Here is a 13,096-nt window from a genome sequence, read left to right as displayed (position 1 = left end):
GGTCCTAGGAGTCGTAGTGGACGAAGCGCTTCTGCGCCGTGAACTGGACGAGGGTGACGATCAGCGTCAGCACCAGCAGCAGGATCGACGCGGCGCTGCTCATGCCCCACTTGAAGTCCTGGAACCCGAGGTCGTAGAGCCGGTAGACGATCGTCTGCGCGCCCTCGTTGTCCTTGGGGTCGACCAGGACGTAGATCAGGTCGAACGCCTGGAGCGAGCTGATCAGCGCGACGACGGTGGAGAAGAAGATCGTCGGCGACAGCAGCGGGAGCGTGATGCGGCGGAAAGTGCTGAAGGCGCTCGCCCCGTCGATCTTCGACGCCTCGAAGACCTGCGGCGGGATCGTCTGGAGACCGGCCAGGAAGATGACCACGTTCATCCCGAGCGACGACCAGACGGTGACGACCGAGATCGAGAGGATCACCAGTTCGGGGTCGCCGAGCCAGTCGGGCCCGGTGATGCCGAACAGCCGCTGGAGCGTCGTGTTGAGCACGCCGCTCTCGTCGTTGGCCAGGATGACCTGCCAGATCAGCGCGACCGCCACCGAACTGGTGACGACCGGCATGAAGTACAGGACCCGGTAGAAGTTGCCGCCCCTGATGTTGTTCAGGCCGACCGCGATGAGCACGGCCAGCGTCAGTCCGACGGGCACGGTGATCAGCGCGATCTTGACGGTGTTCCACACGGCCCGCAGGAACAGCGGGTCGCCGAGCTGGGCCGCGAAGTTGGCCAGGCCGACCCAGGATTTCTCGCCGAGCGGATCCCAGTTCATGAACGACAGCACCAGGGCGAACCCGAGCGGCACCAGCAGGAACAGGACCAGCCCCAGCACCTGCGGCCCGAGGAAGAGCGCTGCCCAAAGACCGTCCCGGTTCCTGACCTTCTGGCCGGAGGCCGGGACGGTCTTTCGGCGAGTGAGCGTGGCCACTAGCCGAGCTTGCCTTCGACGAGCTTCTGCAGCTCGGTCATGCCCTCGTCGAAGCCGACCTTGCCGCTCCACACCTTCAGCAGGTGCTCGTTGATGTCGGCGGTGAGTCCGGGAACGGCGACCTCTTCCGGGTAGTTCGCGAAGCCGTTGTCGCGCACGTCGATGAAGGTCTGCGCGTGCTCGGGGTAGCCGTCGAGCACGATCGACTCGGCGCCCTTGATCGACGGCACCGCGCCGCCGCCCTTCATGCGGGCGAGCTGGCCGTCCTTGCCGACGAACTCGGTCAGGAAGGCGAAAGCCTCCTTGGCGTGCGGGGTGTCCTTGTTGATCGCCAGGTAGGAGGCGGCCACGGCACCGGACATCGGCTTGCCGTCGGGGGAGGGGAAGGGCACGATGTCGTAGTTCGCGCGGTCGCCGCCCTTCTTGAGGATGTCGATCACCCAGCGGCCTCCGGCGTAGAAGCCCGCCTTGTGCTTGAGGAACTGGGTGTTGCCGCCGTTGCTGGCCGGGAGCGTGTCGATGGAGACGAAGGTCTTGTCCTTGTAGCCCTTGGCGAGCGTCTGCAGGGCCTCACGGGCCTTCGCGTCGGTGGTCGCGGTGAACTTGCCGCCGTCCCACGCCTTGCCGCCGAAGCCGTGGATCATGCTGTACGTCGTGCCGTACCAGTTCCAGAACAGCGAGCCGGACTTGCCGGATTTGACGAGCTTGTCGCCCATCTCCAGGTATTTGGCCATGGTCCACTGGCCCGAGGCGTAGAGCTCGGCCGGGTTCTCGGTGATCCCGGCGTCCTTCAGCGCCTGCTTGTCGAACCAGAGCACCTCGGGGTTGACGTCGTTGGGGACGCCGAAGACCTGGCCGTCCTTCTTGGCGCCGCCGTACACGCCCTCGAAGAACTCCTCCGGCTTGCTCTTGGACTCGGCGCTCGCGAGCTTGTCGTTGAGCGGGGTGAGGACACCGGCGGAGACGAACTTGCCGATGTTGTCGTCGCCCACGAAGAAGACGTCCGGCGCGGTCTTGCTGGTGAGCTGGGTGAGCAGCTTGGGGTGGTAGTCCTCGTACTTGGCCACCGGCTCCAGCTTGAGCTTGATGTTCGGGTGCCTGGCCTCGAACTCCTTGACCAGCGGCTGGTAGTTCTTCATGTCCTCGGCCGAGCCCCAGGCCGACCACCGGATCGTCACCGGCCCGCCGGACTCCGCCTTGGAGCCGGTCACTCCGGGGGCGCCGCCCCCGCCGCTGCACGCGGCCGTGGCCACTGCCAGCAGGGATATCGCGATAATCGCGCGTTTCATGGGGGGTACCTCCAGTTATGCGAGCCCGCCGCCGTCGACGACGAGGGCTGATCCGGTGATGTAGCTGGCGGCGTCGCTCGCCAGGAAGAGAACGGCCTGGGCGATCTCGTCAGGCGTTCCCGAGCGGCCCATGGGACGGTCGGCGGCGTCCTTCTCGAACGCGGCCCAGTCCTCGTTGAGCTGCTTGGCCTCCTCGCGGAGCATCGGCGTGTCCGTGTCGCCGGGGTTGACGGAGTTGACGCGGATGCCGGCCTTGGCGTGGTCGATGGCCAGCGCCCGCGTCATGTTCACGACGGCCGCCTTGGACGCGCAGTAGGACAGGGCGTTGCCACCGCCCTTCAGTCCCCAGCCGGAGCCGGTGTTGACGATCGAGCCGCCCCCGGACATGGCGGGGATCGCGTACTTGCACATCAGGAACACCGAGCGCACGTTGACGGCCATCACCCGGTCCCACTCCTCGACGTCGATGTCGAGGGCGGTGGTGCGGCGGATGATCCCGGCGTTGTTGAACAGCACGTGCAGGCCGCCGTAGGTCTCGGTGGCGGTCCTGACGATGCGCTCGCAGTCGGCGGGGTCGGACACGTCGGCCTGTACGGCGACGCCCCCCGCCGCCTCGGCCACGGCCTCGGCCCCGGCCCCGTCGAGGTCGGCGACGACGACCTTCGCGCCCTCCCGGGCGAACAGGAGCGCGGTCGCGCGGCCGATGCCGGAGGCACCGCCCGTGACGATCGCGACCTTGCCGTCGAGCGTGCTCATGATGAGAACTCCTTACTTGCCGGACAAATCCGATAAATCGTGCTTTCGCGGTAACCGGTGATTACCCGGACATGTCCGCTGAGCTTGGTGTCTGTCTCCTCGTCGCCGGTGTCGGCCAGCAGCGGGCGCCCGCCGAGCGCGGCCAGCTTCTGCTGCGTGGCCAGCACGATCAGTTCGCCGCCGCCGTCGCGGACCGCGTCCACCACCCGGGGCGAGACCTGCTGGTTGCCCCGGCCGAGCACGAAGCCCTGGCCGCCGATCACCGACAGCACCAGGGCGGCGGGGCCGCCTGAGACCAGGGCGAACAGCTCGGCCTCCGAGACGTCCGCACCGGCCACGATCCCGCCGACGCCGCCGAAACCGGCGCCGCCGCGCTCGACCACGTCCACGCCCAGCAGGGTCGTGGACAGGCCGAGTTCCCGGCCGACCGCCATCGTGGTGGCGCCGGGGCCGAGCACGTAGCGGGTGCCCGGCCGCATTTTGGCCACCGCCTCCCGGGCGATCCCCTCCACGGTCCCCTCCGAGGTGGCGGAGGAACCCGTCTTCCGCCCCGACAGCGCGGCCCGGACGGCGGGCACGGCCAGCGAGCCGTACAGGCGGGGGCTGACCGCGCCCCGGCGGTAGAGGTCCTCGTCGAGGTCCACGACCTCGGCCGGCGTCGTCGTCCCGTCGAAGGCCGCCGCCACGAACCCGGCCGTGGCCGGGCTCAGGGCGAAGCAGCCCGAGTAGACCTTCACCCCGGCCGGGATGCCCAGCACGGGCGGGGCCGTCGCGAGGCCGGACACCGCGTCGAGGACGTCGCGCGCGGTCCCGTCGCCTCCGGCGAACAGCAGCAGGTCCACTCCGGCCAATGCCGCCACGGCTGCCCGGGTGTCGGACGACGTGGTGGCGGCTCGGGGCTGGTGCCGTACCAGGTCGTGGGGGGCACTCACCGAGTGCTCGCCCATCGCGCCCGGGACCGTGACGATCCGGGCGTCCGGGCGGCGCGAGAGCAGCGTGCGGACGGCGACGGCCGCGCGCTCGCCGGACCTCGGGGCCGCGCCCCTGGCCCGGGCCTCGCGCTGGACGTCGGCGCCGTCGCTGCCCTTGAGCCCCACGGCGCCGCCCAGCCCCGCGACCGGGTTGACGACCAGCCCCACCGTGAACATGTCTAGCCCTTGCCGCTCAGGTGCTTGCGGACGTAGGCGCGCCAGGTGGGCGCCCACTGATCGGGGTCGTCCAGCGAGGTCATGTCGATCTTGTGGACCGTCTGGTTGTACGGCGCGCCCTTGACGAACTCGGGGTCGCGGCGAGCCTCCTCGGCGACGTGCGCCAGGATCGCGGCGTACTCGTCGAGGTCCTCCTTGGAGTACGACTCGGTCGGCTCCAGCGTGAAGGGCTCCGGCACCAGGTACGGGTGGTGCGAGGTCCAGTAGTGGACGCCGAAGTCGGCGGCACGCACGCCGATCTCCTCCGAGTGCACGCCGGTTTCCTCCGACAGCTGCTGCCAGGAGTAGCGGGCCTGTTCGATGCGTCGTCGGCCCCAGGGGGCGGAGGCACCGGGAATCTGGAGGATCTTGTGCATGAGGTAGTTGTTGTTGAGCGCCGCGGTCTCGGCGACCGTGCGCAGTCCGTCGCCGCCCAGCGCCATGATCCAGGCGTACGCTCGCACGATGTTCTGGGTGACACCGAGGAACGGCCGGATCTTGCCAACGGACTTTTCAGGATATTTGAGGATAAATCGCCCATCGTGTGCTTCGACCACCGGCCCCGGCAGGAACGGCGCCAGCGCCTCAGACACCCCGCTCGCGCCCGCCGCCGGACCGCCGCACATGTGCGGCGTCGAGAACGTCTTGTGCAGGTTGAAGTGGCACAGGTCGAAGCCCGCGTCCCTGGCCCTGGTGATGCCGAGGATGCCGTTGGCGTTCGCCTGGTCGTAGCAGGCCAGGCCGCCCACGCTGTGCACCAGGTCGACGAACTCCTTGATGCGCGGGTTGAAGATGCCCGTGTCCTCGGGATTGGTGATCATCAGCGCGGCGGTGCGCGGCCCGACGGCCGCCCTCAGCGCCTCGATGTCCGGCTGGCCGTCGGCGTTCGGCATCAGCGTGATGACCTCGTAGCCCGCCGTCTTGGCGCAGGCCGCGTTGGACGGGTGCGAGAAGATCGTGGTGATCACCTGGTCGCGGTGTCCCTCGCCGTTGGCGGCGTGGTACGCGCGGATCATCGCGATGTTGGCGTAGATCGCCGCCGACCCCGAGCCCGGCTGCAGCGATACCCGGGACATGCCGGAGATCTCAGCCAGCATGCTCTCCATGCGCGCGTAGATCTCCAGCACGCCCTGCACACTGTCCTCGGGCTGCCGAGGGTGCAGGTCGGCGATGGCCTTGGCGAACCCGTCGTTGACCTTCGGGCTGTACTTCATCGTGCAGGTGCCCTGGCCGACGTCGATGTTGAGGTCGAAGCCCAGGTTCTCCTGCGACAGCCGCAGATAGTGCCGCAGGACGTGCGGCTGCGACATCTCGGGCAGCTTCGGCGCCCGCTCGCGCCGCACCGACTCGGGCAGCTCCACGGCGGGCGCACCCGGCTCGGGCACGGCGACGCCGCGCCGTCCCGGCTGCGACAGCTCGAAGATGATCGGCTCGTCCCACCGGGCCTGGTGGAAGCGGCGCACCGGCGGCTTGGGCGCCACCGGAAGCTGGGCGAAGGACTCTCCAGACGCGCTCACGCGAGCACCTCCTTGACGGCTGCGGCGAGCCGGTCGATGTCGTCGATGGAGTGGCACTCGGTCACGCAGACCAGCACCGTGCGGTCGTCGAGGGCGACGCCGCCGAAGATGTCCCGCTCGCGCAGGCCGTCCAGCAGCTCCCGCGCCGAGGGCACCTCGATCGCGAACTCGCGGAAGTGCACGTCGCCGCCGTGCAGCACCGTCACGTGCGCGCCGAGCGCGTCCATGGCGTAACGGGTGCGGGCCAGGACGGTCTCGCCCAGCTCCTTCATGCCCTGCGGGCCCATGAGGGCCAGGTAGACGCCCGCGGTGATGCCCCACAGGGCGGACGCGGTACCCACCCACTCCTTGCCCTCCTCGCGGTGGGCGAAGGAGGTGCGGTCGTAGTAGACGTCGCCGAAGCCGTACTCGCCGGGGACCTTCGTCGGCGCGATGCCGAACAGCCGCGACGGGAACTCCGCGACCAGCGGCTGATGGTCGTGGGTGGCGATGTATCCGGCGTGGCCGCCGCCGTAGCTCGGGTGCATGCCGAGCGACTGGATGTCGCCGCAGACGATGTCGGCCCCGTACGCCGCAGGGGGAGCCAGTACGCCCAGCGAGATCGGGTCGGTGCTGACGACGAGCAGCGCGCCGTGGGCGTGCGCGAGGTCGGCCAGTTCCCGGCCCCGGGTCTCGACCCGGCCGAACACGTCGGGGGTCTCCACGAAGATCGCGGCGAAGCTGTCGTCCACCTCGACCTCGGTCCCGGCCGCGCCGGTCACGATGTCGATGTCGTGCGACAGGAAGTCGCGCAGCTTGCTCATCAGGTCCGCGCTGATCGCCGAGTGGACGAGCACCCGGTTGCGCCCGGTGTAGCGGCAGGCCATCCGGATCGCCGTCCCCGCGGCCTGGAAGCCGTCGTAGGTGGGGACGTTGACCACGTCCATCTCCAGCAGCTCGCCCATCATGCTGACGTACTCGAACAGGGCCTGGAAACGCCCATGGTCCTCGTACGGCTCGCCCGCGTACGCGGTGAGGAACTCGCTACGGGTGTTCACCTCGTCGCAGACGGCGGGGACGTAGTGCGCGTAGGCGCCGTGGCCGAGGAAGCTGAGCGCCCGCTGGTTCTTGGCGAGCAGGCCCTCCATGTGGCGGACCAGGTCCGGCTCGGAGACGAACGGCTCAGGCAGGTTCAGGGGCCGGGCGAGGCGCAGGTCCGCCGGGATGTCCGCGTAGAACTCCTCGACGCTCTCCGCGCCGACGGCGGCGAGCATCTCGGCCCGGACGCCCGGCTCGGCGTTGGGGATGTACGGGTGGGTCAACGGATCTCCTTCAGCACGATGGCGTCTCGGGCGGCGAGTTCGACCTCGCCGTGCATGCCGGTCTGGGTGAGCAGGTCGGTGCCCGGGTACGGCAGTGCGACCCGCACGGCCTCGTTCGTGTGGTTGAGCAGGAACAGGTAGCCGCCCCTGCGCACCGCCTCGACCCCGGCGGGCACCTCGACGCCGGTGACCCCCGCCCTGGTCAGCACGTCGTCGAGCACGGGTGTCACGTCGTCGAGCAGGCAGCTCAGGTACGTGGCCCGGCCCTTGCGGGTGACGGCGGGCAGGCCGTCGAGGTCGCCGCCCCGGTAGTGGGCGAGGGGGGTGGCGCCCTCCGGGCGTACCCACTCGGCCCAGGTGCGGGCGGTGCCCAGCGAGGTCTCCTGGGCGGTGCCGTCGGGCAGCGGCCACCACTCCTCCACGCTCACGCCGAGCAGGTCACGCAGCGGGCCGGGGGCGCCGCCGTCGCGGACGCGGTCGCTCTCGTCGACGACGCCGCTGAACGGCCCGACGACCAGTTCTCCCTCGTACGCCGTGAGCTCCGGCCCCGCCATGTACAGGTTGGGGGCGATGACCAGCTTGTACTCGGACAGGTCGCGGCCGGGCGGTGCCAGGTCGACGGCGATGCCGCGCGCGTGCAGCGGCGCGTACCACGCCAGCAGGAGCTCCTTGAGCTTCAGCCGGTTGGACGGCATCGACTCCGGCGCCTCCAGGCCCCACCAGCTGTCCCAGTCGAGCACCAGCGCGACCTCGGCGGGGGAGTGCGCCCCGGCGACCTCGGCCAGCCTGCCGAGGTCGGCGCCCAGCGCAAGGGTCTCCTTCCAGACGCGTGTCTCGGTGCCGCCGTGCGGCAGCAGCGCGGAGTGGAACTTCTCCGGGCCGTACTTCGCCTGCCGCCACTGGAAGAACATGACGCCGTCGGAGCCGTGGGCGAGCGCCTGGAGGCTGTGCAGGCGCATCATGCCGGGCGGCTTGGGCGCGTTGACCTCGCGCCAGGACACGGCGGAGGGAGCGGACTCCAGCAGCAGCCACGGCTGCCGCTTCAGCGAGCGCATGAGGTCGTAGCTGAGGGCGACGGCCACGTGCGAGGCGGGGTCGGCCGGGTCGGGGTAGGCGTCGTCGCTGACCAGGTCTTCGGCGGCGGCCCACTTCCAGTAGTCGAGGCCGTGCAGGATGCTCATGAAGTTGGTGGTGACCTTGACCCCGGGGGTCACGGCCCGCAGCACGGCCTTCTCCGCCTCGAAGAGTTCGAGGAGGGCGTCGCTGCAGAAGCGCCGCCAGTCGAGGACCTGGGCGGGGTTGACCGGGCCGGGGGCGGTGCGCGGCGGCTCGACCTGGGCGAGGTCGGTGTAGTGCTGGCCCCAGCAGGAGGTGCCCCAGGCGGCGTTGAGCCCTTCGACGCCGTCGTAGCGCCGGGCGAGCCAGCGGCGGAAGTGCGCGGCCGATTCGGGGCAGAAGCACTCAAGGGTGTGATCGGCGTACTCGTTGCCGATGTGCCACAGGGCGAGGGCCGGGTGGTCCTTGTAGCGCTCGGCCATGGTGGTCGCCAGCCGTACGACGTGCTCCTTGAAGACCGGCGAGCTGGGGCAGTAGCCCTGGCGGGAGCCGAACTCCAGCCGGACGCCGTCGGCGGTGACGGGCATGACCTCGGGGTGCTCGCGCACCAGCCACGGCGGCGGGGTCGCGGTCGCGGTGGCGAGGTCGGCGGCGATGCCGTTCGCGTGGAGCAGATCGAGCACACGGTCGAGCCAGCCGAAGTCGTACTCGCCGCGCCGGGGCTCCAGACGTGACCAGGAGAACACGGCGACGGTGGCCATGTTCACGCCCGCCTCGACCATCAGCGCGACGTCTTCGGCCCAGACTTCCTCCGGCCATTGCTCGGGGTTGTAGTCGCCGCCGAACAGCAGGCCGGGAACCCGGGTCAGACCCACCCTCACTCCTAACATGTGACCTGTAATATTTTGTACACAGAATTCATAGTGCAGTATTTTGCATGTCGTCAAGCGTTAGTCTGAGCAGGGAAGATCACATCGAAGGAGCGCCATGCCGATCGAGCGGCGACCGTTGCGTGAGCAGATCAGGGACGAACTGCTGAGGAGACTCGATCGCGGCTACTTCTCCGCGGGAACCGACATCAACGAGGCGGCGCTCGCCGCCGACCTCGGTGTCAGCCGTACCCCCCTCCGTGAGGCGCTGATCACCCTGGCCGGAGAGGGCGTGCTGGAGAGCAGCCAGGGGCGCGGCTTCCGGTTCGCGCCGGTCAGCCGCAAGGAGTTCCGGGAACTGTGCGAGATCGTCGCCGCCCTGGAGGCGCTCGCGCTGGAGGGCTCCGACGCGGCGTACCTGAAGAAGATCGCTCCCGAACTGCTGCGCCTGGCCCGCGACTTCCCCGACCCGGTCGCCGAGCACCAGGTCATAGAACGGCACGACGACGAGTGGCACGACCTGCTGCTGAGCGGCTGCCGCAACGAGCGGCTGCTCGATCTGATCACCAGCGTGAAGGCCGGGATGCGGCGCTACGCCCACCTGCTCGCCGGTGACGACGCGCCCCTCGAACGCGAGGCCGACGAGCACTGCCGGGTGGCCGAACTCCTCATGAAGGGGGACCTGCGCGCCGCCACCGAGGCGCTGCGCGACAATTGGGTCAACGGGATGGCGCGCATGCTGTCCCGTATCCCGGTGGAATAGTTGAAAGATAAACTGGGTTGGTCTCCGTCAGAAAGGAGCCCGACATGCCCGCAGTAACCGTTGAGAACCCGCTGACCCTGCCGCGCATCCCCGTGCCAGGGGGACCGCAGCGTAAGGTGCTCGCCGTCGAGACGGCGCCGAGCGGCTTCGAGGGCGAGGGATTCCCCGTCCGCAAGGCCCTGGCCGCGATCAAGCCCGAGTACCTCGACCCGTTCATCATGATGGACCAGATGGGCGAGGTGGACTACGCGCCAGGTGAGCCCAAAGGCACCCCGTGGCACCCGCACCGGGGCTTCGAGACCGTCACGTACATCATCGACGGCACCTTCGTCCACCAGGACTCCCACGGCGGCGGCGGCGTCATCGCGGACGGCGACACCCAGTGGATGACCGCAGGTTCCGGCCTGCTCCACATCGAGGCGCCGCCGGAGTGGCTCGTCCAGAAGGGCGGCCTGTTCCACGGCATCCAGCTCTGGGTGAACCTGCCGTCCAGGGACAAGATGCTCGCCCCGAAATATCAGGACATCGGGCGCTCCAACGTGGTCCTGCTCAGCAGCCACGACGGCGGCGCGCTCGTACGCCTGATCGCGGGCGACGTCGCCGGGCACGCCGGGCCGGGCGCCACGCACACCCCGATCACGCTGCTCCACGCCACCATCAGCCCCGGTGCGCAGCTCACGCTGCCGTGGCGGACGGACTTCAACGCCCTCGCCTACGCCCTGTCGGGCAAGGGGACGGCGGGCGTGGAGAAGCGGCCGATCGAAAGCGGGCAGCTCGCGGTCTTCGACGGCTTCGGCAACCGGCCGGGCCACACGACCGACGGCCAGTCGATCACGATCACGGCCGCGCCGAAGACGACGCTGGAGATGATCGTGCTCGGCGGCGAGCCCATCGGCGAGCCGGTCGCGCACTACGGCCCGTTCGTGATGAACACCAGGGCCGAACTGCTCCAGGCCTTCGAGGACTACCAGGCAGGACGCCTCGGCACCATCCCGGCCGAGCACCCCTGACCCGCGCGGTCAGCCGAACACCGGCGGCGGCGGCACCGGTGCGAGCACCGCGTCGCCGTCGTGGATCGGGGCGGCCCCCGCCACGAAGTTGGCCAGGGCCTGGCCGTGGACGCAGCGCGCCTGGGTCAGGCCGCCCGCCGCGCTGCGGGTGAGCTGCTCGACGGGCAGCGGGCGGCGGGAGGCGGCGACGATCAGGTTGCCGAACCGGCGCCCCCGCATGACGGCGGGCTCGGCCATCAGCGCCACATGCCCGAAGGTCCCCCGTACGGTCGCCACCAACCGCCTGGCGAAGGCCAGCCCCTTGCCGTCGGCGATGTTGACCAGCAGCGTCCCGGTGGGCCGCAGGACCCGGGTGAGGTCCGCGAAGTACTCGGCGGTGGCCAGTTCGACCGGCATGGTGGCGCCGCTGAAGGCGTCCAGGACGACCAGGTCGGCGCTGTCGTCCCAGATCTTCTGGGTGCCTTCCCTGCCGCCCGCGACGATCACCTTGAGCTTGGGCACCGACCTCAGATCGAGCTGTTCGCGCACCAGGTCGACCAGGAGCCCGTCGGGCTCGACGACCAGGTGCCTGGAGCCGGGACGGGTGGCGGTGACGTACCTCGGGATGCTGCACGCGCCGCCGCCGACGTGCACGCAACCGAGCGGGCCGTCGTCGAGTACGTCGATCACGTCGGCCATCAGCCGCACATACTCGAATTCCAGGAACGTCGGGTCTTGAAGGTCCACATACGACTGAGGTACGCCATCCTTGGACAACACCCAGCCGTTCTGCCTGTCGAGGTCCCGGAGAAGCTCGACCTCACCGAACGTCACCGGATACCGGCCTGGCATCGGCTCCCGCTGTCCACGCGCCACGCTTTGTCCCCTTTCCTGGGAGAAACGGTATGCGAAGACGCAGGTTGCTCGCGATCCTCGTCGCGATTGTGGCGGTGACGGCCGCCAGTGCGCTCGCGGTTGCGGCATCTCGCCGTACGCACGGCACGGCGGAGCAGATCGCGCGCTCGTACTTCCAGGCGTGGGGCCGCAGCGACGTGCCGGGCATGAGCGCCCTGGTCCACGAGGCGCCGAGCGACTTCTTCGAGCAGCATCGCACCTTCTCGACGTCCCTGGGGGTGGACGAGATCGAGCTGAAGCCGGGCGCGGTGCGCGCGACGGGAGAGGAGAGCGCGGAGGTGCCCTTCAGCGGCCGGCGTAAGCTGCGGGCGCTGGGCTGGTGGGAGTTCGAGAGCACGCTGCGGCTGGCCGTCAGGGAGGGCGCGTGGCGGGTGCTGTGGACGCCGGAGACGCTCCACCCGCTGCTGAAGGACGGCGGCATCCTGGAGATCGACAAGGTCGAGAGCCCCTCGGTGGTGCTCGTCACGGCGGAGGGGGAGAAGTTCCCGGCGGACAGCTACGCCCGCCACTACCTGGACCGGCTGGCCGCCGGTTACCCGAACGCGGTGGGCCAGGCGCTGCAGGTGATCCTGCCGGACGACAGCGTCAGGCGGCTGATCAGCACGGTGGACAAGCCGAAGCGGCAGCGCACGACGTTGTCGCGGCCGATCCAGGCCGCGGCGGCGCGGGCGCTGGACGGGGTGCCGGAGGCGGCGATCGTGGCGATCCGCTCCAGCACCGGCGAGGTGCTGGCGGTGGCCGACCGGCTGAGCGGCGGCGAGCGGGCCTTCTCCACCTTCTACCCGCCGGGCTCGACCTTCAAGGTGGTGGTCGCCGCCGCGCTGCTGCGGAGCGGGCTGACCCCGTCGGACCCGGTCGGCTGCCCGGCCGCGTACACGGTCCCGTTCAGCGTGACGATCCCGAACGCCGACGACGCCGACCGGGGCACCCTGCCGTTTCTGGAGGCGTTCGCCCACTCGTGCAACACCTCGTTCGTCGAGCAGGCCGTGACCCGGCTGGGGCCGGAGGAGCTGACGGAGGTGTCGGCCGAGTGGGGGTTTCGCCCGATGACGCTCCCGACCGGGGTGGGCGGCGGCTGCGGCCAGCTCGGCGACCTCACCGACCCGGACAATTTCGGCGAGGCGGTGATCGGGGGTGTGAGCACGGTCACGGCCACGCCGCTGTGCATGGCGGCGGTGGCGGCGGCGGTCGAGAGCGGCGTCTGGCGCTCGCCCCGCTTGCTGCCCGCGAAGGAGGCGGAGCGGCTGGACGGCCCCGCGCCGTCCGAGGTCGAGCTGGGCGAGGACGTCGCGGGCGCGCTGCGCGAGATGATGTCGGCCACGGTGTCCATGGGCACGGCCGCCGGGATGGGCCTGCCCGAGGGCACGGCGGGCAAGACGGGGACGGCGGAGGTGGCGCAGCAGAGGTCGCACGCGTGGCTCATCGGCTACCGCGACGACGTGGCGTTCGCGGTCTTCGTGCGCAACGGCGGCTCGGGACGTGCGGCGGCGGTGCCGATCGCGGCCCGCTTTCTGCAGGGTCTGTAA

Annotated in this window: 11 protein-coding genes; 3 read left to right on the top strand and 8 right to left on the bottom strand. The window is 70.1% G+C overall.

The window, feature by feature from the left end:
• Nucleotides 1–4: 4 nt before the first annotated feature.
• The 7 genes from ABD120_RS04925 to ABD120_RS04895 are packed head-to-tail and all read right to left on the bottom strand — an operon-like array spanning nucleotide 5 to nucleotide 8,909.
• The gene (locus ABD120_RS04925; RefSeq protein ID WP_343948473.1) at nucleotides 5–928 is read right to left on the bottom strand and encodes a carbohydrate ABC transporter permease; all 924 of its coding nucleotides are present in this window, start codon (nucleotides 926–928) and stop codon (nucleotides 5–7) included.
• Entirely contained in the window at nucleotides 928–2,217 is a 1,290-nt protein-coding gene (locus ABD120_RS04920; protein WP_343948472.1) for an ABC transporter substrate-binding protein, read from the bottom strand. Before ABD120_RS04920 ends, ABD120_RS04925 begins: the two co-directional genes overlap by 1 nt.
• Nucleotides 2,218–2,232: 15 nt before the next feature.
• On the bottom strand, nucleotides 2,233–2,973 hold the full coding sequence (locus tag ABD120_RS04915; RefSeq protein WP_343948471.1) for an SDR family NAD(P)-dependent oxidoreductase: 741 nt from the start codon (nucleotides 2,971–2,973) through the stop codon (nucleotides 2,233–2,235).
• Nucleotides 2,970–4,121: an ATP-NAD kinase family protein gene (locus ABD120_RS04910; protein ID WP_343948470.1), complete on the bottom strand. Its 1,152-nt coding sequence runs from the start codon at nucleotides 4,119–4,121 to the stop codon at nucleotides 2,970–2,972. The genes ABD120_RS04915 and ABD120_RS04910 overlap by 4 nt, the downstream gene beginning before the upstream one ends.
• Nucleotides 4,122–4,123: 2 nt before the next feature.
• Entirely contained in the window at nucleotides 4,124–5,677 is a 1,554-nt protein-coding gene (gene gcvPB / locus ABD120_RS04905; RefSeq protein ID WP_343948469.1) for an aminomethyl-transferring glycine dehydrogenase subunit GcvPB, read from the bottom strand.
• On the bottom strand, nucleotides 5,674–6,978 hold the full coding sequence (gene gcvPA, locus ABD120_RS04900; protein WP_343948468.1) for an aminomethyl-transferring glycine dehydrogenase subunit GcvPA: 1,305 nt from the start codon (nucleotides 6,976–6,978) through the stop codon (nucleotides 5,674–5,676). The genes gcvPB and gcvPA overlap by 4 nt, the downstream gene beginning before the upstream one ends.
• Nucleotides 6,975–8,909, bottom strand: coding sequence for a beta-galactosidase (locus ABD120_RS04895; RefSeq protein WP_343948467.1), 1,935 nt, complete (start codon nucleotides 8,907–8,909; stop codon nucleotides 6,975–6,977). Before ABD120_RS04895 ends, gcvPA begins: the two co-directional genes overlap by 4 nt.
• Nucleotides 8,910–9,021: 112 nt before the next feature.
• On the opposite strand from ABD120_RS04895, the gene ABD120_RS04890 reads away from it, so the two are divergent.
• Nucleotides 9,022–9,666 carry a GntR family transcriptional regulator gene (locus ABD120_RS04890; protein WP_343948466.1) on the top strand — a complete coding sequence of 215 codons (645 nt, stop codon included), beginning with the start codon at nucleotides 9,022–9,024 and terminating at the stop codon, nucleotides 9,664–9,666.
• 44 nt (nucleotides 9,667–9,710) lie between these two features.
• Nucleotides 9,711–10,676, top strand: a complete 966-nt coding sequence (locus ABD120_RS04885; protein ID WP_343948465.1) for a pirin family protein — start codon at nucleotides 9,711–9,713, stop codon at nucleotides 10,674–10,676.
• Nucleotides 10,677–10,685: 9 nt separating this feature from the next.
• On the opposite strand, the gene ABD120_RS04880 is transcribed toward ABD120_RS04885, so the two are convergent.
• Nucleotides 10,686–11,531: a spermidine synthase gene (locus ABD120_RS04880; protein ID WP_343948464.1), complete on the bottom strand. Its 846-nt coding sequence runs from the start codon at nucleotides 11,529–11,531 to the stop codon at nucleotides 10,686–10,688.
• 29 nt (nucleotides 11,532–11,560) lie between these two features.
• On the opposite strand from ABD120_RS04880, the gene ABD120_RS04875 reads away from it, so the two are divergent.
• A complete protein-coding gene (locus ABD120_RS04875) occupies nucleotides 11,561–13,096 on the top strand; it encodes a penicillin-binding transpeptidase domain-containing protein (protein WP_343948463.1) in 1,536 nt (511 codons plus the stop codon).

Source organism: Nonomuraea longicatena (assembly GCF_039525605.1).
In the GTDB taxonomy this organism is placed as follows: Bacteria; Actinomycetota; Actinomycetes; order Streptosporangiales; family Streptosporangiaceae; genus Nonomuraea; species Nonomuraea longicatena.
Note: the sequence above shows the minus strand (reverse complement) of the source record. Positions and strands in the feature narration are given on the sequence as shown.